We start from the raw sequence: 26,547 nt of genomic DNA, 5'->3' as shown, positions 1-26,547 counted from the left end.
TTCATTTTTGAATCGGAACAAATTCGCAAGTGATTCGCTTGACTCGCGTTGGTTGCGTCGAGTCGGGAGTTTCGAGATGGCCCAGCGTGCTCAGTGGAAAGGCTTCATCAAATTCGGCGAGGTGAGCTGTGGCGTCGGTCTATACACGGCGGCGAGCACCTCCGAGCGCATCTCCTTCCACACGATCAACAAAAAGACCGGCAACCGCGTCAACCGCATCTTTATCGACAGCGATACCGGCAAGGAAGTCGACCGCGAGGACCAGACCAAGGGCTTCGAGATCGAGAATGGCCAATACATCATGATCGATCCCGAGGAGGTCGCTGCGACGATCCCGGAAAGCAACAAGACGCTGACGGTCGAAGCCTTCATTCCCTGCGCCGGCGTCGACGACGTCTATTTCGACAAGCCGTATTATCTCGTGCCGACCGATCGGGTCTCCTCCGATGCCTTCACTGCGCTGCGCGACGCTATGGAGAAATCCAAAGTCGCTGCGGTGGGGCGCACTGTCCTGTTCCGCCGAATACGGACGGTGCTGATCCGTGCGCATGGCAAGGGGATGATCGCCACGACCATGCAATACGACTACGAGGTTCGCTCGTCGGATAAGGCGTTCGAAGAGATGCCAAAACTGAAGATCAAGGGCGAGATGCTGGATCTTGCGAAGCATATCATCGCGACGAAGAAAGGGACCTTCGATCCGGCCGAATTCGACGATCGTTACGAAGCGGCAGTTGCCGAGCTGGTGAAAGCGAAGATCGAAGGCAAGGCGTTGCCGAAGCGCAAGGAGGTCAAGGTCTCGAAACCCGACGACCTGCTGGCCGCGTTGCGCGAGAGCGCGAAGATGCTCAAGGCCGGCGACGACAAGCCGAAGCGCGCCGCCGCCAATGCCAACAAGGGCACCGGTCGCAAGCCGGCAGCCCGGTCGGCGGCCTCGAAGGCGCGCAGCCCGGCCGCCGCGCAGCGTAAAGCTGGTTGAGGAGAGAACTCATGGCACCGCGCCCTTATTGGAAAGGCTATCTGAAGCTCTCTCTCGTCACCTGCCCTGTGTCCATGTCGCCGGCGACGTCGGAGAGCGAGAAGGTCCGCTTCCACACCTTGAACAAGGCGACCGGCAACCGTGTCGCCTCACAATATGTCGATGCCGTCACCAGGAAGCCCGTCAAATACGACGACGAGGTGAAGGGTTATGCCCGCGGCGAGAACGACTACGTGCTCCTCACCGACGACGATCTCGACGCCGTCGCCCTTGATACGGTCAAGACCATCGACATCGAGAAATTCGTGCCACGCGACAGCATCGAATGGATTTATCTGGAAAAGCCGCATTATCTGGTGCCGGAGGATCCGGTCGGTCATGAGGCGTTCGCCGTCATTCGCGACGCGATGGCGGCCGACAAGGTGTTCGGCGTCTCCAAGCTGGTGATTGGCCGGCGCGAGCGCGCCGTCGTGCTCGAACCGCGCGGCGAGGGCATCGTGCTCTGGACGCTGCGTTTCGGCGACGAGGTTCGGCCGGAGGAATCCTATTTCGAGGATATCGACGATAAGGCCGACCCCGAGCTTATTCCGTTGGTGCAGAAGTTCATCAAGCAGCACACGAAGGAATGGTCGCCCGACATGGTATCCGACCCGGTGCAGGACGCCCTGCTCGATATCATCGCCAAAAAGAAGAAGGCGCTGAGACCATCGCGAAAGGGCAAGGCCAAGGGCGACGACCGCCCGTCGGGCGGGAATGTCATCGACATCATGGATGCGCTGCGCAAGAGTCTCGCCGCAGGCGAGAAAGGCAAGCGTGCATCCTGAATTCTTCGCGCAAGGCACCTATGTTCGGACTCTCCGCATGTGATGGACACCGATGAAACGAAAGCGCCAATCCGCCATCCCCCTTTACGACGAGTCCCGCGAGACGCTGCAGTCGCGTCCGGTGCGCAAGCGCCACCCCGAGCAGCCGAGCCTGCCGTTCGATCCGATGCCCGACCGCGTTGAGCCATGCCTCGCCCTGCTCCGGTCGACGCCGCCGGAAGGCCCTGACTGGCTGTACGAACTCAAATGGGACGGCTATCGCCTGGCCATTCATATCGAGCCGAAGGGCGTGCGGATCATCACACGCGGCGGCCATGACTGGACCCACCGCTTTCCCGTGATCGCCGCGGACGCCAGGAAACTTGGCGTGGGGACCGCCATCCTCGATGGCGAAGCCGTTGTCCTCAACAAGGCGGGTCATTCGGATTTCGGAGCGCTGCAGCGCTCGCTTGGTGGGCGCGGCGGAAAGCGCGCCTCGACCGAAGCAGTGTTCTTCGCCTTCGACCTCCTCTATTTCGACGGCCACGATCTGGCCAGGACCGAGCTCGCCGTCCGCCGGCATCTGCTCGAAGACTTCCTCGACGGAACGGTTGGCGCGGTGCAGCTCTCGGAGGAAGCTCATGGCGGCGGAACGGAGCTTCTGGCAAACGCCTGCAGAATGGGTCTTGAGGGCATCATCGCCAAGCATCGCGATCGTCCTTATCGGTCCGGCCGCACCGGCGACTGGATCAAGATCAAGTGCATCCAGAGCGAGAGCTTCATGATCGTCGGCTACGAGCAGTCGGAAGCGGCACGCGGCGGCATCGGGAGCCTGTTGCTGGCGGCTCGCAAGGGCGACGGCTGGGTGTCGGTCGGCTCGGTCGGGACGGGCTTCAAGACCGCCGACGCCGAATATCTGCGCAAGACGCTCGACAAGCTCAAGACCAAAAAGCCGGTCGTGCCTCTGAAGGGAAAGAACTACGTCTTCGCCCAGCCGACGCTCATCGCCGAGATCGAGTTTAGAGGCTGGACCGACGACGGCAATCTACGCCACGCCTCCTACAAGGGGCTGCGCGAAATCCAGGACAATGCCGCGGTGTTCGATAGGGCCGCGGCGGGCGGCCGCCGCTGATCATCGCTGCCGATCCAGATCGGCGTGATCGAGTCCGAAGTGATCGAGCACCAGTTGCAGATTGCGCCGATTGGATTTGAAGTAGACGTCGAAGACGTCGCCGAGCACCGGCACGCTTCCGGCAACCGTATCGAAGCCCACATTGACCAGCATCCTGAAGAGCGTCTCCTTCGGCACGCCGAGACGGCGTGCCTCGTTGACGATGAAGAGGCTGACAGCGGCAGCGCCGAAGTCGCCGATGCCGGGGATCAGGCCAAGAACGGAGTCGGCGCCAAGCGAGACGCCCGTGCCCGGAATTCTCAAGGCGGTATCCATCAACCTGGCCAAGCCCCGTATCCGGCGAAGACGCATCAAGTGATCGATCGGGATGTCATGCTTCATGCCGGATCGCGATCCCCCTGCCCTGTCCCGCGCTCATGCAGCGGCCTTTTGCTTGCCGAGCCGCTTGATGGCTTGATCCAACGGACGCTGTCCATCGCAATAATCCTCCCAGGCTGCCGTTTTCTTCAGAAGCGCCGGGACCGTGCGGATCGTGAAGCGCTTCGGATCGAGGTCGGATTTGACCTGCGTCCAAGTGAGCGGCATCGAGACGGTGGCGCCCGGCCGCGCGCGCGGTGAAAGCGGCGCCACGGCGGTCGCCATGCGATCGTTGCGCAGGTAGTCGAGGAAGATCCGCCCACCGCGCAGGCTCTTGGTCATCTTGATCAGATATAGGTCCGGATTGTCGCGGGCCATCTCCTGGCAGACGTCATGCGCAAAACCCTTGGCCTCCGCCCAGGACAGCGGCTTGCGTTTGTTGATGGCGAGCGGTGTGACGACATGGAGCCCCTTGCCGCCGGTGGTCTTGCAGAAGCTGATGAGACCGAGATTGTCCAGCCGGTCGCGCATCTCGCGCGCGGCAGCGACGACCGTGGAGAAATCCACGTCAGGACCGGGATCCAGATCGAAGACGAGGCGGCCCGGCACCTCCGGCTGGCCGGGCTCGCAGTTCCAGGGATGCAGTTCGATGCCGCCGATCTGGGCGATGGCGACCAGCCCTTCGACGCGATCGACCTGCAAATACGGCTTCTTGTCGCCGAAGACCTTGACCAGTTCCAGCAGGTTCGACGTGCCGGGCATGGCGTGCCGCTGGAAGAACTGCTCGCCGCCGATCCCGTCGGGCGCGCGAATGATCGAACATGGCCGGCCCTTCACATGGTCGATGAGCCAGGAACCGACGGCCTCGTGATAACGGGCGAGATCTTCCTTGGTGACCGGCTCGCCATCGCCGGCGTCCGGCCAGAGCGGCTTGTCGGGATTGGAGATGAGCACGCCCATGACCTCGGCTTTTGCGCCCTTGCGGCGGCTGGGCTTTTCCTTTGCGACGGCCGCCGGGTCTGGTGTCTCGGCCTTGATAGGCGAAGAAGGTTTCTCGGCCTCGACCTCCGCCGCCGGTTTATCTTCCCGCAGGCCCTTGAAGGCTGCCTGGCGCACAAGGCCGTCCGCAGTCCAGCCGGCGAACTCGATCTCGGCGACGAGTTCGGGTTTCAGCCAGACGACTTCTTTTTCCTTCTTTGGCGCACCGATCCCGGTGAAGGGAGATGTGTCCGTCTCCACGGCTTTCAGCATGGGCAGCAGCGTCCCGACGGTCTTGGCGCCATAGCCCGTTCCCACCCGGCCGACATAGACGAAATGGTTCCCGCGGTTAACGCCGACCAGCAGCGAGCGGAATTTGCCGTTTGTCTTGGCGTAGCCGCCGATCACGACCTCGTGGCCCGCCCGGCATTTTGATTTCGCCCAGGTGTCGGTGCGGCCGGATCGGTAGGGCGCGTCCGCCTGCTTGGAGACGATGCCCTCCAGCGAGAGCTTGCACGCGGACCGCAGCACCGCATCGCCCCCGGTTTCGAAATGCTCCACGAAGCGCAGATGCGGGTCGTCGGTGGCATCTCCGAGAAGATCTCGCAGCCGCGATTTCCGCTCGGTCAGCGGTTTTTCCCGTAAATCCTCGCCGCCGTCGAACAGCAGGTCAAAGGCGAAATAAACGAGGTTACCTGTGTTCTTCTCCGACAATGCCGCCTGTAGCGCGGCGAAGTCAGGGGCACCATTGTCGTCGAGGGCACAGATCTCGCCATCGATGATGCAGTCGGGAAGCGACGTGGCAACCTCGGCGATCTCGGGATATCTGGCGGTCCAGTCCAGGCCCTTGCGGGTCTTCAGCGTCACCTTCCCGTCGGAGACCCGCATCTGGATGCGATAGCCGTCGAACTTGATCTCGTGCAGCCAGCTGTCGCCGGCGGGCGGGCGGTCCAGCGTCTCGCAAAGCTGCGGCGGGATGAAGTCGGGCAGGTCGGCGGCCGTGGAAGTCGCAACATCTTTGAGGGTCTTCTTCTTCCGCTCATCAGCGGCGAGGCCGTGCTTGCTATCCCAGACGGCATCTGCCTCGACATCGCCGCTCGCCATGATGAACGGCTTCGGCTTGCGGCCCTTGCCGGCGGCGATCTGATCCATCGTGCGCCCGGATGCGACGGAGGTCATGTTCTCATCGAGGATTGCCGCGCCGTTCTCTCCCACCGAATGGTCGTCATGGTGCTTGATCAGCAGCCAATTGGTGCGCTTGCCACCGTCGCGGTCGTGACGCATCCGAACGAGCACGAAGCTTCCGTGCAGCCGCTTGCCGTGCAGCACGAACTTGAAGTCGCCCTTCTTCATCGCCTCTTCCGGCGACTTGCCGCCCTCCGGCTCCCAGTAGCCCCGATCCCAGAGCATGACCGTGCCGCCACCATATTGGCCCTTCGGGATCGTGCCTTCGAAATCACCATAGTCGAGCGGGTGGTCCTCGACCTCGACCGCGAGCCGCTTGTCGCTCGGATCGAGCGACGGCCCCTTGGTTACCGCCCAGGATTTGAACACGCCGTCGAGTTCGAGGCGGAGATCGTAATGGAGCCGGGTGGCATCGTGCTTCTGGATGATGAAACGTAGCCGGTTCGACGGTTTGACCTCGGTCGATCCGCTCGGTTCCTGCGTCTGCCTGAAATCCCGCTTCTTCTTGTAGGTTGAGAGCTTGTCAGCCACCATCATCGACCTCGTTCGATTTCGCATTGCCGATCCCGACAGAAGGTCAGGCCACGTCGAGACGAAAACCCCCCGCGAAGGATTCTTGTTCCCGCCGCGCCGCGCATGTCAGGTTGCGAGTATCTCGCGTGGCGAATATGCTCGCGGTCGGCGAAACGCCGCTCAGCTTACGAGGATCTTCATGGCGATTGGTACGGTCAAGTTTTTCAATCAGGACAAGGGTTTCGGGTTCATCACGCCCGACGACGGCGGACAGGATGTCTTTGTCCATGTCTCCGGCGTGATCGCCGGCGGGCCCCTGCGCGACGGTTCGAAGGTCAGTTATGACCTCGGCCAGGACCGCAAGACCGGCAAGTCGAAAGCGGAAAACGTTCGCGCGCTCTGATCGACGCGGCAAGGGCGGCGGCTAGTCGATGCCCCCGCCGAGCAATTCAGGGGTAACGGGATCTGGCTCGCCGGCAAAGAAGCGCTCGAGGGCCAGACGAAACCTCTCGCCCTCCTCGCCGGCAGCTTTGCTGAACGGCGTCATCGACGAGCGGAATTTTAGGTCATCAGGCGAGCCGAAAATCTCATGGGCGGAACGGCCGGCTACCCCGAGCACCGCATCGACCGCTCGCGCCAATCTGTTGGCCAGCACGGGATGCCGGAGATAGTAGCAGGCCTCCGCGATAGAGGAAATTCCATAGAAGTTCGCAGTCGGAGACCGCCGCAGCGCGCCCGCGTCCTCATGCTTCGGGGGAATTGGCGCGCGCCCATGCCTCTGGACGCCTGCCCTTGATAATCTGCTCGATTTGCGATCGACATTCTTCCGGGTAGAATGTGACGGGGTTGCGGGACAGGCAAACAAAGACGGTCGCCATATCGGCGGCGATTACCTCGTCCACGCCGAATAGCTCCGTGAGGTCGAACCCGCCATGAGTGTCTGCGTTCCACCATGCCAGGATGAAGTTGGCCACCTTGCGAGATTGGCCGGTGTCGCCGCGACCGATCTTCAGCAGTCGCTCGAAAGCGGCGCGCTCATGTGCACTCATCCCCATATTTGCCCCTCCGTCACGTCTTGATTATTTACAGCAGAACTTAGGACTTTCGCTACAACCATGAGACAATTCGTTCCGTTATACGTGCACCTCATCGATCCTTAAAAATTTAAACTACCGCTTGAGCTCCTCCTTTATGAAATCGCCGATATGACTCGGCGTCAACGTCCGGTTTCGGAGTCCTTCTGCGATCGCCCCACGATTTCTTTGAATTTCGCTCGTTGTGCTGGCGTCTAAGACTTCATGTCTTCGGCCAGTTCGTCAAGCTCGGCTTGACGCTCGATTTCGCTTGCGGCGATCTCTTCATCGTAGTCTTTCTGGACTCGGGCAAGATACCCCTCACGCTGCGCATCGGCAGTGTCGCGCTGGTGATAAGCCTGCGCCATCGCTCTGGTATGGAACGTTTTGTATTGCTCTAGAGGTGCTGGCCATGGGGTGCGACCAGGAGACGCTCGCATGTGGCCTACCTCTTTCAGAACGTCGGCCTCGACCTTCGATAGTTGGGCATCGGCCTCTTCGAGATCACGATAATTTCGGTCCCGCTGCGCTGGCAGTTTCTCTAGCCTCTCCCGGATGCGAGCCATGTTCGTTTGCACTGGATACGAATCCACGCCGTGGCCCGGATAATATTTTTGAGCGAATGCCGCAGGGTCGCGCGCAAACTCGTTCCAACGCGCTTCATATTGCAGGGCGTTGAACTCCGTCGCGTCGATCCAACCTCTCGCCTCCTGGACTTTCATTTGCGCAGCCCGGATGCGGGCAGCTAGCCTCTTAGGAATGGGAGGCAATGACAAAGGTAGCTCCATCTCATCGAGAGTGATTTAAAGGCACAACAATAGAAGTTCTTCAAAATTGCGATTTCGTTCATGGGTCTTTGGGCCGGGATGCCGCTAGTAATCGTTTAAGCTGCGCATCCATTCGAGCATCGCGCTCCCCGAAGGTGATCGCGAATTGCTCTCCAGTTGGGCTGTTTACAAGTGCAGCCAGATTGCGAAGGTTAAGGTGAAGTTGCTCGACGCGAGGCATGAGCGGACGCAAGACCTTCGCGTCAACTCGAACAAGTCGACCGGCGAACTCGCCTGAACCGATTTCCCAGCGCACGAGGGTACGCTCTGGGCCAAAGCGGATAATTGGATTGTGTGCCCAGGTATTGCGCACGTCTGCGAGGATCTCAACCTCCGTCATGAGCGCATTGAAAGGGCCGGCGAGTTCCGCATGCAATTTGGCATGGAGCGTCTCGCGGACAAGGCGGACCCGTTGCTTTAGACCGGCCGTCTGCTTGTAAAATTCTTTCCGGCGCTTCACCTCGCTTCCAGGTTTTCCAAGAATATACAGAGTGAAGAGATCGACCTCGATGTAAGCTGTCCAGGCCATCATCTCACCGAGAAGGGCGATCTCGTCATTGGGAATGTCATTGATGGGGTATAGAGGGTCTAGAAAATGGATTGGAGATCCGTTCTTGGAATTTCTAAACAATAAACCGCAGAAACACCATTACATACCTATCTTTTACCTAAAAAGATGGGCTTTAGCTCCTGACCTGAGCAGGAATGAAACCCTTCCGCTCGCCAGGGTTAGCACCCGGACCTGCGAAGATTTGGAGGTTTACCGCTTTGGCAAACTCCAGAGGCGGCTCCTTGTTGTCGAGGACTATTATCTGCATAGAAGGATTGAGAGCCGCTAGGCTCTCCCAGAATTTCGGCTCGATTGTTGGCTCAATGCGGTCACTTTCCGCTTCAACGACAGATTGCCCACCACGCTGTTTCACGGTCGTCAAAGGAGAGTCAAGGACGAGAAACCCCGGATGAGGCCTCCCGCGGCTGTGACAATACCTCAACAACGCGACCGAAAGGGCAGCGTGGAGCACAGCGCGGAATCCCTTCCCATGTGCGCGGCGGAACTTGCCATTGACCTTGATGTCGTACTGGCTTTCCTCGAACTCTACCCTGACATCGTCCTTCCAAGACCAATCTCTCAGGACAGCTTCGATCTCCTTGCAGAGTTCCGTCGTCGCCATCGGGTCGAGAGGAGCCCATTTCAGTTTTTTCGGCGGTTCCTCGATGGCCCGTTCAAGCTCTGCCTTCAGCCCCTCTAGCCGGGCCGCTTCAGTCCGGTCGGCACGGGTCGACTGTAGTTCAAGCCGCCGCTTGACCAACTGGTCAAGCGAGGCCTTGGTTTGTTGTCGTGCTGGAGCCAAAACGACGTCCTGGAGCCTGTCGATCTCCCTTAGCCGGTCCGCGTCCTCGCGAGCACCTTTGTGCCAACCGTCACGCCGTTTTTGTAAGTCCGATATGGCGTTCTTGAGATCGGCCTGCAAGCCGCGTATTTTAGCCGCTTCGGCCGACGCCGAAGCGTAAACCTCATCGGAACTGAACTTAGGTCCCGGCTGATCCGGGTGATCGTGTTCAGCGCCTTCGAGCGCCTGTCCGCAGAGAGGACATGCGCTAGTCTGCAAGCCGTCCAGGTAATAGGAACCCTCGGCAATGAAATCGAGGCGCTGAAGGTCTGATGAGTACCTGTCGTCTAACAAACGGTAGCGGGTGAGCATCGCGTCGAGGGCGACGACTTGGGTCTCTGACTTCACAAGAGACTGGTAGACGGCCACGCGCTCCGAATGCAATCGCGTCCGTTCGGTGGCGTTCTGCTCCAAGGTGTCCGACAATCTTGCTATGGTACCTTCGAGACGCTCTATGCTCTCTTCCTCTTCAGCTTCCACATGATCCTTCAACCGGGCATGCAAGGGAGCAAGAAGGTCGGCGAGGAGATCGCGCTGCGCCTTCAGCTTGGCGGATATGATCTCGCGCTTCTCTTGGGCAACGATGCTCGCGTCGTCCTTTCCGGTCAGGAGATAGGAAAACATTCGTTTTTCAGCGGTGTCACTGAACCCACCCCTTAAAATCGGGGAACTTTCGGTTATAATGGCCTCTTCATCGACGAGGAAGATCGGCAACAAAGTGCGGATTGACAGGCGTTGAATCTCGCCGTCACTATTCTTCCTCAGCTTCACCGTCTCTGGCAGACCAAAAAAGGGAAACACCCTCGCGGTGACATCTGGATCAACAGATCGCCCTTGACGTTTCGACGCCAAGGTCTCGCCCTGATTGTTGCCATTCCGGATATGGTCATCTGGAGATCGGGGGAGTTCGAAATAGTCGTCGCTGATCAAGTCGCCAATGGGCTGGGAGTAGGCAATGACTTCGCCACCCTGAAGGCTCCGCTCCAAGGTAAGGACATCGTCCGCTTCGTTCCTGAACTCGAGCCATACAGTCTCGTATGCGGCGGCTTCGTCTATCGTCTTGGTCAGCTGATCGGCACCCAAGACATAGTCGACCAGTCTCAGGAGATAGCTCTTTCCGGTGTCGGAATCGCCGGACACAACGTTGGGGCCAGGATCAAAGCGGATCACCGCGTCAATCTGTCCTCGCCCAGTCATCCTTATCTCGGCAATACGAGACATTACAGATCAACGTCCTTCAATGCTGAGAGTGTGTCGAATTCTGCGCCCCATTCTCCAACTTGTGCGGCCATGTACGACTGCAAGCGTTCGTCGGTATAGGAATCGAACCGCTCGGCGAGCCATTTTGCCCGATCGCGAAGTCCTTCGGCGTATGACGTTTTGAGAAGGCCTACAAAAGCAGACGTGAGGTCCGAGCCCGAATAGTAGATTCCCAGATCGGTCATGTTTCTGATTACCAGCTCGCGAGCGCACATGAGCGACAGACCCGTGTCGACGACCTGGCGCTTGATCACCCATTCCGCCCCGCGGTTAGGCACCGCGGGATGAAGGCTTGGGTAGGACGTGTCGACGTCGCCTGAGTGGACGAGCAGATAGTCGTAACTTATCAGCCTTTGCACGTCGAATAAGGCCGGGCGAGACGCCGATAGAATGAACAGGAGCCTGAAACCACATTCGACTGGCGTATTGAACAAGCGCGGCGGTTGCGGTCTCGGCGCAAGCTTTGCCGCCTCACTCATTCTGGCACCACTTGGCGATGCCGTCATTGGCAAGATGATGGCATATACCTTCGCGATCCAATGGCTTGAGGTGAGGGTCGAGGACATGACCGCTAACAACCTGCGCCTGCGCGGCATTGATCGTCAAACGAAGGCGTTCGTGTCCGCTGGAAGCGGGACCGTTATAGGTATGATAGAGGCCGTCGCCAAATTGCGACACCAGATCGTGGAAAAACTCGACTTGCTGCATTTGATCGTGGGCGAGACGCTTTAGGCCCTCAGCGCTATAGAACGTGATGCGCGACCGCTCGAACAACGTGGCCGATTTTGAATGGCCCGCGAAATCTGCCTCTGCCCTCACGGGAGCGGAGATCATTTCGCTGATCACTTCGAAGAGCTGCTGAACGTAGGTCCGCTCCTCTTCTGTTATGGACGACGGCGGTGCGGGAGCGGGCGGTCGCTCGATCAATGGCTTGCCGAACACGATGTCATGAAAATTGGTCTGAGCATGCTCTTCGAGTATATCCAGGGGTTGCTTCACCTTGACAATCGAGAGGTCTGCCTTCTTTACGAAATCCAGCAACTTGCCTTCAAGCTTGATCTTGGTTTTCTTGGCGATTCCTTCTGCACAATATTCGTCCCAATTCGCGATCAGCTCATCTTTCAACTTCTTGGGATCATCGACTAGGTCCTGCAAGTCACCGGTTACGCCCTTCCGCGTCACAAACCAGTATTCTTTCGGCAGCGTGTATTTTCCGATGGATGCGAAATAGAGTACCTTCCCTATCTCCTCGAACGCGACCCCTTTACCGATTTTGTTGGCGTAGCGCTTGCACTGGTAGAGATGCCAAAATCGGTCGGGAGCCCCGGGCTTACCAAACCAAACGACGATGTCACGTCCTTTGTCCCCCGCCCCTCCACGTTGCTGGACATCGGTCACGCCGGGCAGCTTCTCCTTGAGGTAGCCATGAGCCCATTCGAGAACGAACCGCTCGAAGTCATCGGCGCTGAACAAACCCAAGCGATCTAAGGGTTTCACCGGTAGTCCGTATCCGACGCCGACACCCAGAAGCCTAGCATTCGCGCCGGGCCACTTGGTCGGAATGTCAACGGGCTTGAGTTGGTCTGTCAAAAAAGTCCTCCGGAGAGTATGCTCATTACAGTGCCCGCCCCAACGACACAAGCCAGAGGTGTAGCCCCACCTGTTCGAACTCCCCCACGAAATGGCGTTTCGCTCGGCATAGCCATCTCCGATCAGGAGAGCAGGAACGCCAAACTTTCTAAATGTCAGGATTCGCGGTTTGACCTACAAGCCGACAGATATAGCACTCGAGCCTCAGAAAACAGGCGCTGCATCTGCGGAACCGGCACTCATCTTTTTAGCCAAAGTTCCGAGGTCCTCTCCACCAAGACGCGGTCGGCCGGGAAGACCCGCTTCTGAAATGCCAGCAGGTCATCAAAGCTGCCCTGAAGCCACTGCCGGTATTCGTCGCGATGGAGCAGCACCGGCATACGCTCGTGAACCGGCGCGACCGCCTCGTTGGCATCGGTCACGACGCCGGAATAGACCGGCCCCCACTCATCGCTGACGCGCCAGAGGCCCGCCAAGCGAAGATCGGTTCCTCGCGAACACTGAACCAGGTTCTCGTCATCTTGCCTTTCTTAAGCACGTCATCCCGGCGCCGTGAAGCCTTGGACGGCGGTGTGCCGCTTTGCCATCGATCCCGTGTTCGCAGGACCTCGAACTTTTCGGACGGCGGCGGCTCGCGGTATTGGAACGCAATGACATCCTCGATCGATCCATGAAGCCAACGCTCGTATTCGTCCGGCTTCAGCAGGACCGGCATCCGATCGTTCAGGGGCCTGATCTTCTCGTTCGCCTTCATCGTCATGCCTGCGAAGACGGGTCCGAACTCCGGCGTGTTGCGGCAGAAGCCGGCCCAGGCGACCAGCGGCTGGCGATGAAGCGAGAACCACGTCCTCGTCTTCGACCCTTTGACCCGTCAGGATTGGCAAAGTGTGTTAGCGCTATCAGGCATCGATACTTGGCGTCGACGACAAGCCGATCCCACAGCGGATTGGTGAGGTCGGCAACGAGGCCAATGCGCCCCGGCGGCTCGCCTTTATGGCGCATCTCGCTGGTCTGCCGGGGAAAGCCCCAGGTTGGGGATTTCAGGAGGCGCAGGCCATCCTTTTCGAGCACGATCAGGCCAGGGGTGCCCTCGACGGTCTCGGAAGGAACGCTCGCTACCGAGGAAAGATTGACGCCGAAATGCTCGACGATTTCCTCAATCGGCCGAGATATAGAAAACAGGCGCGACAATTTCGGCCTCCGATCCAGTTTGGTTCCCCAAACTATCATGGGAACATACGAGGAACAATTGTCGGCCCTCGCGACGGCGAACCGCATAAGTTTTTTTGAAGTCGGCAAGCGCGTCGCCTCCGACCTCATGTCAATGATTCGCAAGCAAGAATCCCGCGCGGGCAAAAATGTGAGACAATTTTCCTATTTTCGGGTGGCTTGACTCTTTTTGCCGTGAGGAACAGATACAGAACAAATAGACCTGTACGACATGATGTCGCCTGCCAACACGAACCCGCTGGAGTCCGTGAACGATGAATGCTGCCCGAAACAGGGTGATAACCGAGCTGAGAGAGCGCATCGCCTCGATGGAGAGCCCTGCCTCGCGCAAAGCCGGTGCGTTGCCGTTTCAAGTGGCGGAGGTCGATGCCGCCCTGCCCGGCGGCGGTCTTGCCTACGGCGCGCTTCATGAGGTCTCGGGTGGCGGGGCCGGCGCGGTCGATGGCGCGGCGGCCGCGCTGTTCGCCGCCGGCATCGCGGCTCGAACGACGGGACCGATTGTCTGGTGCCTGACACGGCCGGACCTGTTTTTTCCGGCGCTGGCTCAGGTGGGACTGCATCCCGACCGCGTCTATTTCGTCGAGAGCGACAAGGAGGAAGATGTCCTGGCCAATGCCGAGGAGGCGCTTGCCTATGGCGGGCTCGGCGCCGTCGTCGCCGAGCTGGTGCGTCTGCCGATGGTGGCGAGCCGGCGGCTGCAGCTTGCCGCCGAAAAGACCGGGGCGATGGCGCTGGTTGTCCGGCGCTGGCGGCGGCCGACGGAGGCATCGGACTACGGCCAGCCGACCGCCTCGACCACACGATGGCGGGTGAGCGTACTTCCATCCGAGGAGTTACCGGTCCCTTGCGTCGGACGGCCGAACTGGCTTGTGGAAATTATGCGCGTGAAAGCGGGCGAGTGCGCTGAGTTTATCGTTGGAGCCTGTGATGCCTCGGGTCGTATCGATCTATCTACCGGACCTGCCCACCGACAGGATCAGGCGGGCCGATCCTTCGCTGCCGGCTGAGCAGCCCATCGCCGTCATCGCGCGCAGCGGTTCCCGGCGCTGGGTGGCCGCGGCCGACGCCGCCGCGCGGAAGGTCGGCGTGACGGTCGGGATGCCGGCGGCAAAAGCGCAGGCGCTGTTTCGCGATCTTATGCTGATCGATGCCGATCCGGCGGCCGACGCCGCTGCATTGGAACGCATCACGCTCTGGGCGCTGACGCAATATTCGCCGATCGTCGCGATGGATGCGCCAGACGGGATCGTGATGGACACCGAAGGCGCCGACCATCTGCAGGGCGGCGAGCAGCTCATGTTGACCGCGACCGCCAACCGGTTCCGGGGCAAATCCCTGACGGCCCGCGTCGCCATCGCCGACACCTGGGGCGCGGCGCATGCCTGCGCCCGTGTCATCGCCCGCGAAACCGTCATCGTGCCGCCGGGCGAAACGGCGCGCGCGGTCGAGCGTCTTCCAATTTCCCTGCTGCGCCTGCCCGAGCAAATCGTCGGCGATCTCAGAACTCTTGGCTTCCGAACGATCGGCCAGCTTTCCGCGACGCCGCGCGCGCCCCTCGCCCTCCGCTTCGGGCCGGAAATCGGCCGTCGGCTCGATCAGATGTATGGGCGCATGGCCGAGCCCATCGATCCCATCCGCACCCCGGATATTGTCGAGGTCAGCAAGGCCTTCGCCGAGCCCATCGGCGCGGCCGAGACCATCAACCGCTATGTCGCCGGCCTGGTGACGCAGCTCGTCGAAAAGCTGCAGCGCCGGGGGCACGGCGTTCGCCGCACCGACCTCATCGTCGAAAAGGTCGACGGCACACGACAGGCCATTCGCGCCGGCACGGCCAAGCCCTCGCGCGACGTCACATGGCTCACCAAGCTGTTTCGAGATAGGACGGAGAAGATCGAGCCCGGCTTCGGCATCGAGCGGCTGACGCTGGTCGCCGTCATGACCGAGCCGCTGGAAGAAGTTCAGAGGGCGTCCTCGCTGGTCGAAGACCAGATGACGGACGTCGTCCCCCTCATCGACGTCTTCGCCAATCGCGGCCAGCGGGTCTATCGCGTGATGCCGGTGGCAAGCGACGTTCCGGAGCGCAGCGTGCGGCGGATCGATCCTGCGGCGGTCGCCGCCGGCGCGACGTGGACCCAGCATTGGCCGCGGCCGGTCCGCCTGCTTTCCCGGCCGGAGCTGATCGAGGTGATCGCGCTCATGCCCGACCACCCTCCCGTATCCGTCACCTGGCGGGGCAAGCGCCGGCGCGTCAAGCGCGCCGACGGCCCGGAGCGTATATTCGGGGAATGGTGGACACGCGACGCGGAATATGAGGCGGTGCGCGACTATTTCGTCGTCGAGGACGAAACCGGCGAGCGCCTGTGGATCTTCCGCAGCGGCGACGGCGTCGATCCGGCGACCGGCTCGCATCGCTGGTTCGTGCATGGGATTTTCGCATGAGCTACGCCGAGCTTCAGGTGACCACCCATTTCTCGTTTCTGCGCGGGGCATCGTCGGCGCACGAGCTATTCCAGACGGCCAAGGCGCTCGGCATCTCGGCGCTCGGCGTGGTCGACCGCAATTCGCTCGCCGGCATCGTCCGGGCGCTGGAAGCGTCACGCGAGATGAAGATCCGGCTGGTCGTCGGCTGTCGGCTCGACCTTCAGGGCGGCATGTCGATCCTCGTCTATCCGACCGATCGCGCCGCCTATTCCCGGCTGACCCGGCTACTGACGCTCGGCAAATCTAGAGGCGGCAAGGCTAATTGCATCCTGCACCTCGATGACGTCGCCCAGTATGCGGAAGGGCTGATCGGCGTTCTCGTCCCAGATCTGGCGGACGAGACCTGCGCGGTGCAGCTCCGCAAGATGGCGGAGATTTTCGGGGGCCGCGCCTATATGGCTCTGACCTTGCGCCGCCGGCCGCGCGACCAGTTGCGGCTGCACAATCTGTCGAACCTCGCCACCCGCGTCGGGGTCCGCCCGGTGGTGACGAACGACGTGCTGTTTCATGATCCGGAGCGCCGCCAGCTGCAGGATGTCGTCAGCTGCATCCGGACCAACACCACCATCGACGATGTCGGCTTCGAACGCGAGCGCCATGCCGACCGCTATCTGAAACCGCCGGAGGAAATGGAACGGCTCTTTCCCCGATACAGGGAAGCGCTGGCGCGGACGATGGAGATCGTCGCGCGTTGCAAGTTCAGCCTCGAAGAGCTGACCTATCAGTATCCCGAGGAGGCTATCGTTCCCGGCAAGGACGCGCAGGCTTCGCTCGAGCATTATGTCTGGCAATGCGTTCCCGACCGATATCCGGAGGGCCTGCCGCCCAAGACGCTGCAGATCGTCCGGCACGAACTCGACCTGATCAAGGCGATGAAGTACGCGCCCTATTTCCTGACGGTGTTCTCCATCGTGCGGTTCGCGCGCTCGCAAGGCATCCTTTGCCAGGGGCGCGGATCGGCCGCCAATTCCGCCGTATGCTATATTCTCGGCATCACCTCCATCGATCCCGAGACCAACGACCTGCTGTTCGAGCGGTTTGTTTCTCGCGAGCGCGACGAGCCGCCGGACATCGATGTGGATTTTGAACATGCCAGGCGCGAAGAGGTCATCCAGTGGATTTACAAAACCTACGGGCATGACAAGGCGGCCCTGTGCGCGACCGTCACCCGTTACCGCGCCAAAGGCGCCATCCGGGATGTGGGCAAGGCGCTCGGCTTGCCGGAGGACGTGATCAAGGCGCTGTCGTCGGGCATGTGGTCGTGGTCGGAAGAAGTCAGCGATCGCAACGTCCGCGAACTCAACCTAAACCCGGAGGATCGGCGTCTCGTCCTGACGCTGAAGCTTGCCCAACAGCTGATGGGGGCGCCTCGCCATCTCGGTCAGCATCCCGGCGGCTTCGTCTTGACCAACGACCGCCTCGACGATCTCGTTCCCATCGAGCCGGCGACGATGAAGGATCGGCGGATTGTCGAATGGGACAAGGACGACGTCGAGGCGCTCAAGATCATGAAGGTCGATGTGCTCGCCCTCGGCATGTTGACCTGCATGAGCAAAGCCTTCGACCTGATCCGCGAGCACAAGGGCCGCGATCTCGATCTGGCGAAGATCGAGCCGGAGGACGCGCGGACCTATGAGATGATCCGTCGGGCCGACACGCTGGGCACCTTCCAGATCGAGAGCCGCGCGCAGATGTCGATGCTGCCCCGCATGAAACCCAGGACATTTTACGATCTCGTCATTCAGGTGGCTATCGTGCGGCCGGGTCCAATCCAGGGGGATATGGTCCATCCGTATCTCAGGCGGCGCGAAGGCAAGGAACAGCCGGAATATCCGACGCCGGAGCTCGAGGCGGTGCTGAGCAAGACGCTCGGCGTGCCGCTGTTTCAGGAATCCGCGATGCGGGTGGCAATGGTCTGCGCCGGATTTTCGGGGGGAGAGGCGGACCAGCTCCGGAAAAGCATGGCGACCTTCAAGTTCACTGGCGGCGTCTCGCGTTTCAAGGACAAGCTTGTGAACGGAATGATCGACAACGGCTATTCGGCGGAATTCGCCGACAAGACCTTCGGCCAGCTCGAAGGTTTTGGATCCTATGGTTTCCCCGAGTCGCACGCCGCGTCATTCGCATTGATCGCCTATGCGAGCAGCTTCATCAAATGCCACTATCCGGATGCTTTCTGCGCCGCCCTCTTGAATTCCCAGCCCATGGGTTTTTACGCTCCCGCCCAGATCGTTGGCGATTGCCGCCGGCATGGTGTCGAGGTGCGTCCGGTCTGCATCAACCGCTCCCGCTGGGACTGCACGCTCGAGCCGGTCGGGGATGGCGAGCGGCACGCCGTGCGTCTTGGAATGCGCATGGTGCGCGGGCTGGCGACCGCCGATGCCGCCAAAATCACTGCGGCGCGCGCCGACCAGCCGTTCGACAGCGTCGACGATATGTGGCGTCGCTCCGGCGTGCCGGCCGCTTCGCTCGTGGAGCTCGCCGAGGCCGACGCCTTTCTGCCTTCCCTTGGGCTTGAACGGCGCGACGCGATCTGGGCAATCAAGGCCCTGCGCGACGAGCCCCTCCCCCTCTTTGCCGCCGCGGCCGAGCGCGAAGCGCGCACCATTGCCGAGCAGCAGGAGCCGGATGTCGAATTGCGCCAGATGACCGAGGGCCACAATGTCATCGAGGACTACAGCCACACGGGATTGACGCTGCGCGAGCACCCCCTTTCCTTCCTCCGCCGAGATCTTGCCGAGCGGCGCATTGTGACCTGCCAGGAGGCGATGGCGGCGCGAGACGGGCGATGGCTGATGACCGCCGGCCTGGTGCTGGTCCGGCAAAAGCCGGGCAGCGCCAAGGGGGTGATGTTCATCACCATCGAGGACGAGACCGGCCCCGCGAATGTCGTGGTGTGGCCAAAGTTGTTCGAGCGGCGCCGGCGCGTCGTGCTCGGCTCATCCATGATGGCGATCAACGGCAGGATTCAGCGCGAAGGCGAGGTCGTGCATCTCATCGCCCAGCAGCTGTTCGATCTCTCCGTCGATCTGTCGAGCCTGTCGGAGCGCGATACCGAATTTCGGCTACCGGCCGGGCGCGGCGACGAGTTCGCCCATGGTGGCGGGCCGGACCCGCGCGATCGCCAGGCGCCGGCCGTGCGCCCACGCGACATGTTCGTAAAAGACTTGCATATCGATACGCTGAAGGTGAAAGCCCGGAATTTTCACTAGCCATGGCCAACAACAAGGAAGCGAGCAATGTTGGCGGCTTAGGGCGGCACCCATGTCCTTTCACACGGGTGCCGCCAGCGCGTCAGGCAGCGAGATGCTGTTCGAAGAAGCTGGCGATCTTGTCGAACGGGATTACGTCCACCTTGTCGTAGAGATCGACGTGGCTGGCACCGGGGATGATCATCAGTTCTTTCGGCTCAGCGGCATTTGCATAGGCGGTTTCGCTGAAGTAGCGCGAATGCGCCTTTTCACCATGGATCAGCAGCAGCGGTCGCGGCGAGATTTCCTTGATGTAGCTGAGGATCGGCATGTTCATGAACGCCATCGGCGTCGTGATCGTCCAGGCGTTGCCTGAGTTGACCGCACGCTTATGGTAGCCGCGCGGCGTCATGTAATAGTCGTGGTAATCGACCAGGAACTGCGCCTCGCCGCCCTTCAGCTCATTGTACGGCGGCTGGTAGGCCGGAGTGCCCTTCTCGGCATCGTCCCAGCGCTGCCGGCTCATCTGCTCCAGCGCCTGCGTGCGCTGTTCGGGGGTTACGCTGTCGTTGTAGCCCTTCGACATGACGCGGGTCATGTCGTACATGGTGCTGGCGACGACGGCCTTGACACGCTTGTCGGCGGCGACGGCATTCAACGCCATGCCGCCCCAGCCGCAGATGCCGATGACGCCGATGCGTTCGCGGTCGACGGAGGCGTGCAGGCCGAGATAATCCACCCCTGCCATGAAATCCTCTGTGTTGATGTCGGGCGAGGCGACGTTGCGCGGCTCGCCGCCGCTTTCGCCGGTATAGGACGGATCGAACGCCAGCGTGACGAAGCCGCGCTCCGCCATGGTCTGCGCATAGAGACCCGACGACTGTTCCTTGACGGCGCCGAACGGACCGCTGACGACGATGGCGGGCAGGCGGTCATTCGCCCGGTCCTTCGGCAGGTAGAGATCGCCCGCAAGGGTGATGCCGTAGCGGTTCCTGAAGGTGACTTTCTGATGGTCGACCTTTTCGCTTTTGGGGAAAACTTTGTCCCATTCCTGTGACATGTTCTGAGCCTTTGCGTTGGGAGTTTTGAGAAATGACGCTGCACCGAAGGCAGCAACACCCGCGCCGGTCAGCTTGAGCAGGTTGCGGCGGCCGGCATTGGGCGCGTCCAGATGATGGAGTTCGATTCCAGAGTCGGTGTTCCGGTTCATGGCAGGTTCTCCTTGCAGTTGTGAGAAAGGGGGCGCGCGCCGCGCGTCAGGTCAGCGCTTCGATGCGGAGCGGAAATTCGCCGCGCACCAGCAGAGGTTTTGCGCCCTGATCCAGCCGGCCGATCCGAACCAGCCCGCGCGACCAGCGGTAGGGGCCATGGAACATCGCGAGATTGCCCCAGGGCGCGTAGTAGCAGAGGTCGCCCACCGCCTCGTTCTCGAAGCGTGCGCTACCGTCATCGCTCAGCTTGCGCGGCAGGTAGGCGATCTTCTCGTTGGTCGAATAGTCGTCGATCGTGAGATCCTGCGGCAGCATCGCGAACAGCTCGCGCGCCGCGGCATTGTCTTCCAGCGTTGCCGAGAAATCCTGGTCAGCGAAGGTCAGTTTGAGGCGCATGATCGCTCCTTCCTGGGCTTGGGTGGTCGAGGGCAGAAAGATCGGCAGGGCAAGGCCGGCGACGCCTGTTGCCAGCAATCGACGCCGGGAGATCGGTACGGACGAGCCCATGTCAGATTGCCTCCGGCTTCAGCAGGCGCTGGCCATCGCCGATCAGGGCGATTGCGAGCACCGCCAGCACGACGCTGCCGATGAATGTCGCCTCGATGGAAATGCCGTCCAGCAGCAGCCCGCCGACGAGCGCGCCGAGCAGGATCGAGGCCTGGATCGCCGCGACCATCAGGCTGCCTGCGGCCTCGGGCGCATCGTCGGCGTTCTGCGACATCCACGTCATCCAGATCACCGAGAACATGGTGTTCATCGCACCCCAGATCATCATGAAGAAGCCAATGGCGGCGACCGAGAAACCGAAAAGAAGCAGCCCGACGGTGGCTCCGCCCATGACGAGCGCCGGCAGCTTCAGGAAGGGAGCGACGTTACCTTTGAGGAAACGGCCAGCAGCCCATGTGCCGATGAACCCCGCGCAGCCGAGAAGCAGCAGCAGGACCGACAGCGTCGTCACATCCACGCCTGTCACCTGCTCCAGAAACGGCCGCAGATAGGTGAACATGGTGAAGGCCGAACCCCAGGACAGCATGCAGGCGATCAGACCCCGCATGAAGTACGGACGCCTCAGCAGGCCGAGCATCGCCCGGAAATCCTGCTTCCGGTGCGCGGGCAGCGACGGCAGCGCGACCGCATGCCAGACGAGGTTGACGGCGACGATCGGCGTTAGCGCCCAGAACACCTCACGCCAGCCGAACAGGCCTCCGAGATAGCTGCCGACGGGAGTCGCAAAGGCGGCGGCAATCGCCTGCCCGCCATACATCAGGGCGAGCGCGCGGGGCACGTCTTCGGCCGGAACCAGCCGCATGATGACGGCGGTCGCCAGTGCCCAGAAACCGCCGATGCAGATGCCAAGCAACGCGCGACCGGCCATCAGCACGAGGAAGTTCGGCGCGGCGGCGACCAGGGCCAGCGAAAGCAGCATGAAGGCCGTCATCGCGATCAGCACCCATTTCCGGTTCAGCCGTCCGGCAGCGGTGGTGACGAGCATGCTGGCCGCAACGGCGAACAGCCCGCTGATCGAGATCGCCTGCCCCGTCTGCCCCTCGGTCGCGTTCAGCCCCTCGGCCATCGGCGTCAACAGGCTGACTGGCATGAATTCCGAGGCGATCAGCATCGCCACGCAAAGCGCCATCGAAAGGACGGCGCCCCAGGCGGCAGGCTTGCTGCCGGCATTTTCCACGGCGGAAACCATTGTCCGCATTCTCCTGTCCATCGGGTTCGATGCGGATATAGCTCGTCGACACTGAGGCGATTAGCCGTCGCAATTTGATTGGATCAATCGATGTCATCGATTAATCTCCGCTCATCGAACATCGCGAGGGAACATGGAGAAGACGGACTTCAACCAACTCACCTGGTTCCGGATCGTCGCCGAGGAGAAGAGCTTCACCAAGGCGGCGGCGAGGATCGGCGTGGCGCAGTCCACCCTCAGCTACGCCATCCGGCAGCTTGAGACGAACATGGGCATTCGCCTTCTGACGCGCACGACGCGCAACGTCGCCACGACGCCGGCGGGCGAGCGGCTTCTGCAGACGATCACGCCGCGCATGGCGGAGATCGAGGATGAGATTGCTGCACTATCGACGTTCCGCGACACGCCGACGGGCACGATCCGGCTGACGCTCTCCGACCACGCGCTCGAAAGCGTCGTCTGGCCGAAGCTGAAGCCGGTGCTCAAGGCCTATCCCGATATCAACGTCGAACTGATCCTCGACAGCACCTTCCGCAATATCGTCGAGGACGGTTTCGACGCGGGCGTGCGGCTCGGCGAAAGCGTCGAGAAGGATATGATCGCGATGCGCATCGGGCCGGACTGGCGGCTGGTCGCGGTCGCTTCGCCCGGCTATCTCGACGAACATGGCTTGCCGGACCATCCGCAGGACCTGGTCGGGCATGCCTGCATCAACATGCGCCACGAGACTGCCGGCGGCCTTTACGCATGGGAATTCGAGAAAGACGGACAGGAACTGCGCGTACGCGTCAGCGGCCAGCTCACCTTCAACAACTCCTATGCCATGATCGACGCTGCGGTGAGTGGCTACGGCATCGCCTATGTGCCGGAGAATATTGTCGAGCCGCATATCGCTTCAGGGGCGCTGGTGCAGGTGCTGGACGACTGGTCGCCGTTTTTCGACGGCTATTTCCTCTACTATCCCAGCCGCCGCCAGAACCTTCCGGCGTTCAAGGTCATTGTCGACGCGTTGCGGCATCGCAATTAGCCGAACGACTACGGATATGCCTGCGATATAGGTCGAGCCGCCAGCCGGATCGTTGCTACAAGGGCCACCCTTCCTCACTCGATCCAAGGCAAACTCGCCAGCAGGGCGGCAATACGGGTCTACTCGTCCCTTGCCTTATCGCACCTCGCAGGGAGAATCTTACTATTTCAATCGTGGGGATCAGATTTCTGAGGGGGGTGCTGAGATCGCCCCGACCCGCCGGTCGCGCAGATTTTTGTGCGCGGGATGCCGCGCACACCTTCAGCCATCGTAGCCAGCGGCCGCAGACGATCCTTATCGTGTTGGGGCGGTTCCAAAATCCATTGATGCGGTTTTCAGACACGCTGATGAGACCCATCTTTGCAGCATCGCGAATCGCATAACGCGCTGTCGTGCATCCGACACCCGCACGCGCAGCGATTTCGGGCAATGACATCGTCGATTGGCCTCGCTCCATGACCGCCCGCGCGATGACGGAGAGCACCGCCAGCTTGCTGACGGTGAAGGCCTGAGCCAGGCACGTTGGAATGATGCAGTCCTTGGCGAGCCCCCGCCGGCGAAGCCAGCAAGCAGCGCGCTTCTGCAAAGGAATCGCCGGACGGCAATGACGGGTGCATCCCTTCGCCCGAACCGTTCGCATCATTGCGCTGATCGACAGCCGCCGGTGCTCGATCACAGGAGCAAGATATTCCATCTCCTCGTCGGCGATCAGTCCTTCGCCGTTTAGTATCCAGGCAGCTTTCGCGCATTCATCGACTTGTTGCTGCGTACCGGCTGCAAGCAGGCGCGCCAATAGGCTCGGCCCATAGGCCGTTCGGATCGTGGCAGGCATGATCTCTCCATATTCAATGATGACAACGGAGGGACCGGCGCGCAGGACACACGTATCCGTGGCAAGAATTAGCTTGCAGCGGCGGCGTCAATGTGCGAAAAAATCAGTGGCTATAAGACTTTTGCGCACATCTTCGTGTGTCACTCGACCCGTCTCTCCGAGGCGGGTTTTATTTTGTCTACGGCATGGCACCTCCACCGCTCGATTGCTTATGAAGCGAGTCACGACAGTAATTATATTTTACTTGTAGACCAACCAAAAAGCCGAGCCGCCGCGAAAACGCCGCTTTTTGCTCGTGTAGAGGTTGCGCGACAAAACTGGAGGCTGGCGGTACCGTATCCGCCCGCTCCGCCATCAGCTTATCGACGATCCTCCGCCATACTTCGCGATCAGAGCCAGCGGTTCCCGCCCCTCGGACGCCGTGCGACGGGACAAGGAAAGGATGACCGCAAATGGCCATTGAGAGTGCTGCCGACCTTGTGCAATTCCTCGCGGAGGAGCTTCGACAGCGCGGGACGAAGCTCCATGAATTTTCGGAGATGACGGGTATTTCGGAAGAGCGGCTGGAATACCTTCAGGCCGGCGCCTGGCATCGCCTGACGGTCAAGGAGATCGGCGCGATCGCCGAGTGCCTGCATGTCGATTTCACCGCGATCTGGTCACTTGTTCAGAAGCACGGAAACGGGATGGGCGAACGTCCCCGACCATAAGCCGCTGGCCTTATCCCTGGCGGATGATTCGGCGACTGCATAGGCCGCGGACACCGGGGCACCGGACGGAAACACTGCGGCGAAGGCTGCGCCGGAAGAGATCAGCGCGGTCCCGACATCGACGGTGGTGTTGTCGAGCTGGGCGGCACAGACGACGAAGGTCGCATCGTCCTTCGCCCGGCCGACCGGCTGGCACCCGACCATACCCGTCGAAAACAGTGCCGCAAGAGACGCAATCGACTGCATGCCGCAATCGCTTTCCGCGCCGTCAGGGGCACGATAGATCGTGCCTCGAATGCACGCTTGCACGGCGAACAGCCTGAATTTCCGGCCTTCGTACTGCCAGCTATCGCCCGTTTCAAAACTCACGGCCGCAGGAAACGAGATCGTCTCCTCTTGCGCACGCGCCGTCGTCGCCAGCACTAAGGCCACGGCAATGGAAAGCTCAATCCGCATTCTGGAACCCCATCGATCGAGAAAGCGATTGCGATGCTTCGAGGTCCGGCCGACGGGATCGGCCCTCAGCTGTCCGCCCGATTGCGGCAAGGCCGAGGAAGACCATGCTGTCGTCATCGTTGACGGTCTTGAACGGTTCGCCCTTGCCGCCGACGAGGACGAAACATGAGGCCGGAGTGGTCTCGCCAGCGGCCGGCGTCAGCACCAGGGTCTTGCAGAGGATGACGCTGGCGCGCCTGTGATAGACCGCCCCGGCGTAGTCGCGCGCCGCGTCGGTGCAGCTCCAGGACTGCACCCGGTTATAGACGACCTTCTCCGTCGGGCAGGCGTTCAGGCCGCGCAGGGTAAACCGCCGGCCGGCGATCATCCGCTCGACCGGGCCGCCGATTTCGACCTCCCCATCGAGCTTTTCCACAGACCGCGCCGCAAGTCTTCCTTCGGCGTCGAAGCGCTCCAGTACGAACGTCTTCGCCCCCTCATCCCGGAACTGACGAAGGTAGTTTGGCGACGGCTCACCATAGGGATCTTCACCCTCCGCAACGGCGAATCCAGCGCCTCCGACGAGGAGCCAAGCGGCCATCTCGAGAACCTTGAGTTGTTTGTGCATTGCAGAAAAAGCCATTTCTGAATTGACAGAGGAATCCTTCGCGAATTAACTATAGTTTATTCGCAAACGCGGCAACCCGGACATTCGAATTGAAAACCACCCTGCTTTTCCTCCTCGTCTCGACCTCGCCGATCGCGGCGCAAGCCTGCGATCCGGTCGATACGAACCGCGTTCTGGAGATGGTGCGGACCATCGCCACCGAAGAAGACCTGGATCCCGATCTGGCGCTCGCTGTGGTTGACGTCGAGAGCGCGGGCGGCCAGCACCAGGTCTCCGAGGCGGGTGCCGTCGGCATCATGCAGCTGATGCCGGAGACCGCCTCCGACTATGGCGTCACGGACCGTTGCGACCCCGAAGAAAACATCCGCGCCGGTGTCCGCTACCTCAAAAAGCTCTACGGGGAATTCGACGATCCGCTGCTGATGCTCGCCGCCTACAACGCCGGCCCTGAGCGCGTCTACAGACAAGGCGGCATTCCCGAATTCAACGAGACCGCCCAGTACATCGTCAAGGTGATGAACCGCTGGACGCTGAACGCCAAGGCGTCAGTGGCGCAGGAAAAGCGCGCCGGAAACCGCCTCCCCCGAAAAGAGACCGTTGCGCTGGCGCCCTCGCCCTGGCGCGACCAGCACGTCTGGACCGCCGAATAGCGCCGGCCCCCCGATCATCCTCCCAAGACATGAAGGACTTCGCATGAGCATTTCCCCGATTACGCCGCGCCGGCGCGGCAAGGCCGTCCTGTCGCTGGCGCTGCTCGCGACCACGATCGCGCTGGTCCCCGAACTCGCCTATGCGCAGTCGGCAGCGCCCGTCGAAGGCATCCTCGAATGGTTCGTCGGTGTCCTCCAGGGCAGTGTCGCCCGCTCGCTCGCCATCATAGCCGTCTGCTTCCTCGGCTTCCTGTTCCTAACCGGCCGCATGGCCTGGCAGGGCGCGATCTCCATCGTCATCGGCATCGCCATCATCTTCGGCGCCGCCGAACTGGTCGACGCCATGAAGGCGGCAGGGGGTGTCTGAC

General features: G+C 61.3%; 29 protein-coding genes. 11 read left to right on the top strand and 18 right to left on the bottom strand.

What is annotated here, in order from left to right; genetic code table 11:
- The first annotated feature begins 76 nt into the window (after positions 1-76).
- Genes ACIQJ2_RS31555 through ligD (ACIQJ2_RS31545) form a run of 3 tightly spaced genes read left to right on the top strand, consistent with a single transcriptional unit; the run spans position 77 to position 2,914 of the window.
- Positions 77-979, top strand: coding sequence for a Ku protein (locus tag ACIQJ2_RS31555; RefSeq protein WP_137934795.1), 903 nt, complete (start codon positions 77-79; stop codon positions 977-979).
- A gap of 11 nt (positions 980-990) precedes the next feature.
- Positions 991-1,803, top strand: coding sequence for a Ku protein (locus tag ACIQJ2_RS31550; RefSeq protein WP_137934753.1), 813 nt, complete (start codon positions 991-993; stop codon positions 1,801-1,803).
- Between the two features lie 52 nt (positions 1,804-1,855).
- Positions 1,856-2,914, top strand: a complete 1,059-nt coding sequence (ligD, locus tag ACIQJ2_RS31545; protein WP_137934754.1) for a non-homologous end-joining DNA ligase — start codon at positions 1,856-1,858, stop codon at positions 2,912-2,914.
- Here the strand turns inward: ligD (ACIQJ2_RS31545) and ACIQJ2_RS31540 are convergent, their stop codons facing one another.
- Together ACIQJ2_RS31540 and ligD (ACIQJ2_RS31535) are read right to left on the bottom strand one after the other, a co-directional pair.
- Positions 2,915-3,295 carry a DUF4112 domain-containing protein gene (locus ACIQJ2_RS31540; protein ID WP_137934755.1) on the bottom strand — a complete coding sequence of 127 codons (381 nt, stop codon included), beginning with the start codon at positions 3,293-3,295 and terminating at the stop codon, positions 2,915-2,917.
- 33 nt (positions 3,296-3,328) lie between these two features.
- A complete protein-coding gene (gene ligD, locus ACIQJ2_RS31535) occupies positions 3,329-5,968 on the bottom strand; it encodes a DNA ligase D (RefSeq protein ID WP_137934756.1) in 2,640 nt (879 codons plus the stop codon).
- Positions 5,969-6,146: 178 nt separating this feature from the next.
- Between ligD (ACIQJ2_RS31535) and ACIQJ2_RS31530 the strand changes: the two genes are divergently transcribed.
- A complete protein-coding gene (locus tag ACIQJ2_RS31530) occupies positions 6,147-6,350 on the top strand; it encodes a cold-shock protein (RefSeq protein ID WP_137934796.1) in 204 nt (67 codons plus the stop codon).
- Positions 6,351-6,371: 21 nt separating this feature from the next.
- Here ACIQJ2_RS31530 and ACIQJ2_RS31525 read toward each other — a convergent pair whose 3' ends face one another.
- From ACIQJ2_RS31525 to ACIQJ2_RS31480, 10 genes are all read right to left on the bottom strand, one after another.
- A complete protein-coding gene (locus tag ACIQJ2_RS31525) occupies positions 6,372-6,677 on the bottom strand; it encodes a DUF1810 family protein (protein WP_395773292.1) in 306 nt (101 codons plus the stop codon).
- Positions 6,678-6,690: 13 nt separating this feature from the next.
- Entirely contained in the window at positions 6,691-7,002 is a 312-nt protein-coding gene (locus ACIQJ2_RS31520) for a hypothetical protein (protein ID WP_332313042.1), read from the bottom strand.
- 233 nt (positions 7,003-7,235) lie between these two features.
- Positions 7,236-7,742, bottom strand: a complete 507-nt coding sequence (locus tag ACIQJ2_RS31515) for a hypothetical protein (protein ID WP_137934758.1) — start codon at positions 7,740-7,742, stop codon at positions 7,236-7,238.
- Positions 7,743-7,866: 124 nt separating this feature from the next.
- Positions 7,867-8,376, bottom strand: coding sequence for a hypothetical protein (locus ACIQJ2_RS31510; RefSeq protein WP_137934759.1), 510 nt, complete (start codon positions 8,374-8,376; stop codon positions 7,867-7,869).
- A gap of 154 nt (positions 8,377-8,530) precedes the next feature.
- The gene (locus ACIQJ2_RS31505) at positions 8,531-10,459 is read right to left on the bottom strand and encodes a hypothetical protein (RefSeq protein WP_137934760.1); all 1,929 of its coding nucleotides are present in this window, start codon (positions 10,457-10,459) and stop codon (positions 8,531-8,533) included.
- A complete protein-coding gene (locus ACIQJ2_RS31500) occupies positions 10,459-10,977 on the bottom strand; it encodes an ABC-three component system middle component 2 (RefSeq protein ID WP_137934761.1) in 519 nt (172 codons plus the stop codon). The genes ACIQJ2_RS31505 and ACIQJ2_RS31500 overlap by 1 nt, the downstream gene beginning before the upstream one ends.
- Positions 10,970-12,088, bottom strand: a complete 1,119-nt coding sequence (locus tag ACIQJ2_RS31495) for an ABC-three component system protein (RefSeq protein ID WP_210240495.1) — start codon at positions 12,086-12,088, stop codon at positions 10,970-10,972. Before ACIQJ2_RS31495 ends, ACIQJ2_RS31500 begins: the two co-directional genes overlap by 8 nt.
- A gap of 239 nt (positions 12,089-12,327) precedes the next feature.
- Positions 12,328-12,564 (bottom strand): SOS response-associated peptidase family protein, encoded by a 237-nt coding sequence (locus tag ACIQJ2_RS31490; RefSeq protein WP_232375838.1) that lies wholly within the window; start codon positions 12,562-12,564, stop codon positions 12,328-12,330.
- A complete protein-coding gene (locus ACIQJ2_RS31485; RefSeq protein WP_332313068.1) occupies positions 12,507-12,908 on the bottom strand; it encodes an SOS response-associated peptidase family protein in 402 nt (133 codons plus the stop codon). The genes ACIQJ2_RS31490 and ACIQJ2_RS31485 overlap by 58 nt, the downstream gene beginning before the upstream one ends.
- Positions 12,845-13,279 carry a hypothetical protein gene (locus ACIQJ2_RS31480; protein WP_232375839.1) on the bottom strand — a complete coding sequence of 145 codons (435 nt, stop codon included), beginning with the start codon at positions 13,277-13,279 and terminating at the stop codon, positions 12,845-12,847. The genes ACIQJ2_RS31485 and ACIQJ2_RS31480 overlap by 64 nt, the downstream gene beginning before the upstream one ends.
- 293 nt (positions 13,280-13,572) lie before the next feature.
- On the opposite strand from ACIQJ2_RS31480, the gene ACIQJ2_RS31475 reads away from it, so the two are divergent.
- The 3 genes from ACIQJ2_RS31475 to ACIQJ2_RS31465 are packed head-to-tail and all read left to right on the top strand — an operon-like array spanning position 13,573 to position 19,011.
- Positions 13,573-14,325, top strand: coding sequence for an ImuA family protein (locus tag ACIQJ2_RS31475; RefSeq protein WP_137934762.1), 753 nt, complete (start codon positions 13,573-13,575; stop codon positions 14,323-14,325).
- Positions 14,246-15,757 carry a DNA polymerase Y family protein gene (locus ACIQJ2_RS31470; protein ID WP_171026490.1) on the top strand — a complete coding sequence of 504 codons (1,512 nt, stop codon included), beginning with the start codon at positions 14,246-14,248 and terminating at the stop codon, positions 15,755-15,757. The genes ACIQJ2_RS31475 and ACIQJ2_RS31470 overlap by 80 nt, the downstream gene beginning before the upstream one ends.
- Positions 15,754-19,011 carry an error-prone DNA polymerase gene (locus ACIQJ2_RS31465; RefSeq protein WP_137934763.1) on the top strand — a complete coding sequence of 1,086 codons (3,258 nt, stop codon included), beginning with the start codon at positions 15,754-15,756 and terminating at the stop codon, positions 19,009-19,011. Before ACIQJ2_RS31470 ends, ACIQJ2_RS31465 begins: the two co-directional genes overlap by 4 nt.
- Positions 19,012-19,093: 82 nt before the next feature.
- Here the strand turns inward: ACIQJ2_RS31465 and ACIQJ2_RS31460 are convergent, their stop codons facing one another.
- The 3 genes from ACIQJ2_RS31460 to ACIQJ2_RS31450 are packed head-to-tail and all read right to left on the bottom strand — an operon-like array spanning position 19,094 to position 21,897.
- Complete coding sequence (locus ACIQJ2_RS31460; protein ID WP_137934764.1) at positions 19,094-20,200, bottom strand: alpha/beta hydrolase; 1,107 nt, start codon at positions 20,198-20,200, stop codon at positions 19,094-19,096.
- A 46-nt stretch (positions 20,201-20,246) separates the two neighbouring features.
- Positions 20,247-20,708, bottom strand: a complete 462-nt coding sequence (locus ACIQJ2_RS31455) for a cyclophilin-like fold protein (protein WP_232375840.1) — start codon at positions 20,706-20,708, stop codon at positions 20,247-20,249.
- 1 nt (position 20,709) lies between these two features.
- On the bottom strand, positions 20,710-21,897 hold the full coding sequence (locus tag ACIQJ2_RS31450; RefSeq protein WP_137934765.1) for an MFS transporter: 1,188 nt from the start codon (positions 21,895-21,897) through the stop codon (positions 20,710-20,712).
- A gap of 133 nt (positions 21,898-22,030) precedes the next feature.
- On the opposite strand from ACIQJ2_RS31450, the gene ACIQJ2_RS31445 reads away from it, so the two are divergent.
- A complete protein-coding gene (locus tag ACIQJ2_RS31445) occupies positions 22,031-22,924 on the top strand; it encodes a LysR family transcriptional regulator (protein WP_137934766.1) in 894 nt (297 codons plus the stop codon).
- A gap of 55 nt (positions 22,925-22,979) precedes the next feature.
- Here the strand turns inward: ACIQJ2_RS31445 and ACIQJ2_RS31440 are convergent, their stop codons facing one another.
- On the bottom strand, positions 22,980-23,756 hold the full coding sequence (locus ACIQJ2_RS31440) for a hypothetical protein (RefSeq protein ID WP_137934767.1): 777 nt from the start codon (positions 23,754-23,756) through the stop codon (positions 22,980-22,982).
- A gap of 452 nt (positions 23,757-24,208) precedes the next feature.
- On the opposite strand from ACIQJ2_RS31440, the gene ACIQJ2_RS31435 reads away from it, so the two are divergent.
- Complete coding sequence (locus ACIQJ2_RS31435; protein ID WP_137934768.1) at positions 24,209-24,466, top strand: helix-turn-helix domain-containing protein; 258 nt, start codon at positions 24,209-24,211, stop codon at positions 24,464-24,466.
- Here the strand turns inward: ACIQJ2_RS31435 and ACIQJ2_RS31430 are convergent.
- Complete coding sequence (locus tag ACIQJ2_RS31430) at positions 24,416-24,922, bottom strand: thermonuclease family protein (protein ID WP_137934769.1); 507 nt, start codon at positions 24,920-24,922, stop codon at positions 24,416-24,418. The genes ACIQJ2_RS31435 and ACIQJ2_RS31430 overlap by 51 nt on opposite strands.
- On the bottom strand, positions 24,912-25,502 hold the full coding sequence (locus tag ACIQJ2_RS31425) for a hypothetical protein (protein ID WP_298799544.1): 591 nt from the start codon (positions 25,500-25,502) through the stop codon (positions 24,912-24,914). The genes ACIQJ2_RS31430 and ACIQJ2_RS31425 overlap by 11 nt, the downstream gene beginning before the upstream one ends.
- Positions 25,503-25,618: 116 nt before the next feature.
- Between ACIQJ2_RS31425 and ACIQJ2_RS31420 the strand changes: the two genes are divergently transcribed.
- Positions 25,619-26,179: a lytic transglycosylase domain-containing protein gene (locus tag ACIQJ2_RS31420; RefSeq protein ID WP_137934771.1), complete on the top strand. Its 561-nt coding sequence runs from the start codon at positions 25,619-25,621 to the stop codon at positions 26,177-26,179.
- Between the two features lie 43 nt (positions 26,180-26,222).
- On the top strand, positions 26,223-26,546 hold the full coding sequence (locus ACIQJ2_RS31415; RefSeq protein WP_137934772.1) for a TrbC/VirB2 family protein: 324 nt from the start codon (positions 26,223-26,225) through the stop codon (positions 26,544-26,546).
- Position 26,547: the final 1 nt, after the last annotated feature.

The sequence above is a fragment of the Rhizobium sp. NPDC092011 genome (assembly GCF_044756305.1).
Taxonomy (GTDB): Bacteria; Pseudomonadota; Alphaproteobacteria; order Rhizobiales; family Rhizobiaceae; genus Rhizobium.
Note: the sequence above shows the minus strand (reverse complement) of the source record. Positions and strands in the feature narration are given on the sequence as shown.

Coding starts and splice junctions, on each gene's coding strand:
- ACIQJ2_RS31415 (WP_137934772.1), top strand. CDS start 26,223: ATGAGCATTTCCCCGATTACGCCGCGCCGGCGCGGCAAGGCCGTCCTG.
- ACIQJ2_RS31510 (WP_137934759.1), bottom strand. CDS start 8,376: ATGGCCTGGACAGCTTACATCGAGGTCGATCTCTTCACTCTGTATATT.
- ACIQJ2_RS31460 (WP_137934764.1), bottom strand. CDS start 20,200: ATGAACCGGAACACCGACTCTGGAATCGAACTCCATCATCTGGACGCG.
- ACIQJ2_RS31440 (WP_137934767.1), bottom strand. CDS start 23,756: ATGCCTGCCACGATCCGAACGGCCTATGGGCCGAGCCTATTGGCGCGC.
- ACIQJ2_RS31430 (WP_137934769.1), bottom strand. CDS start 24,922: ATGCGGATTGAGCTTTCCATTGCCGTGGCCTTAGTGCTGGCGACGACG.
- ACIQJ2_RS31505 (WP_137934760.1), bottom strand. CDS start 10,459: ATGTCTCGTATTGCCGAGATAAGGATGACTGGGCGAGGACAGATTGAC.
- ACIQJ2_RS31455 (WP_232375840.1), bottom strand. CDS start 20,708: ATGGGCTCGTCCGTACCGATCTCCCGGCGTCGATTGCTGGCAACAGGC.
- ACIQJ2_RS31500 (WP_137934761.1), bottom strand. CDS start 10,977: ATGAGTGAGGCGGCAAAGCTTGCGCCGAGACCGCAACCGCCGCGCTTG.
- ACIQJ2_RS31540 (WP_137934755.1), bottom strand. CDS start 3,295: ATGAAGCATGACATCCCGATCGATCACTTGATGCGTCTTCGCCGGATA.
- ACIQJ2_RS31450 (WP_137934765.1), bottom strand. CDS start 21,897: ATGGTTTCCGCCGTGGAAAATGCCGGCAGCAAGCCTGCCGCCTGGGGC.
- ligD (WP_137934754.1), top strand. CDS start 1,856: ATGAAACGAAAGCGCCAATCCGCCATCCCCCTTTACGACGAGTCCCGC.
- ACIQJ2_RS31445 (WP_137934766.1), top strand. CDS start 22,031: ATGGAGAAGACGGACTTCAACCAACTCACCTGGTTCCGGATCGTCGCC.
- ACIQJ2_RS31470 (WP_171026490.1), top strand. CDS start 14,246: ATGCCTCGGGTCGTATCGATCTATCTACCGGACCTGCCCACCGACAGG.
- ligD (WP_137934756.1), bottom strand. CDS start 5,968: ATGGTGGCTGACAAGCTCTCAACCTACAAGAAGAAGCGGGATTTCAGG.
- ACIQJ2_RS31465 (WP_137934763.1), top strand. CDS start 15,754: ATGAGCTACGCCGAGCTTCAGGTGACCACCCATTTCTCGTTTCTGCGC.
- ACIQJ2_RS31425 (WP_298799544.1), bottom strand. CDS start 25,502: ATGGCCGCTTGGCTCCTCGTCGGAGGCGCTGGATTCGCCGTTGCGGAG.
- ACIQJ2_RS31555 (WP_137934795.1), top strand. CDS start 77: ATGGCCCAGCGTGCTCAGTGGAAAGGCTTCATCAAATTCGGCGAGGTG.
- ACIQJ2_RS31515 (WP_137934758.1), bottom strand. CDS start 7,742: ATGAAAGTCCAGGAGGCGAGAGGTTGGATCGACGCGACGGAGTTCAAC.
- ACIQJ2_RS31475 (WP_137934762.1), top strand. CDS start 13,573: ATGAATGCTGCCCGAAACAGGGTGATAACCGAGCTGAGAGAGCGCATC.
- ACIQJ2_RS31520 (WP_332313042.1), bottom strand. CDS start 7,002: ATGGGGATGAGTGCACATGAGCGCGCCGCTTTCGAGCGACTGCTGAAG.
- ACIQJ2_RS31530 (WP_137934796.1), top strand. CDS start 6,147: ATGGCGATTGGTACGGTCAAGTTTTTCAATCAGGACAAGGGTTTCGGG.
- ACIQJ2_RS31550 (WP_137934753.1), top strand. CDS start 991: ATGGCACCGCGCCCTTATTGGAAAGGCTATCTGAAGCTCTCTCTCGTC.
- ACIQJ2_RS31435 (WP_137934768.1), top strand. CDS start 24,209: ATGGCCATTGAGAGTGCTGCCGACCTTGTGCAATTCCTCGCGGAGGAG.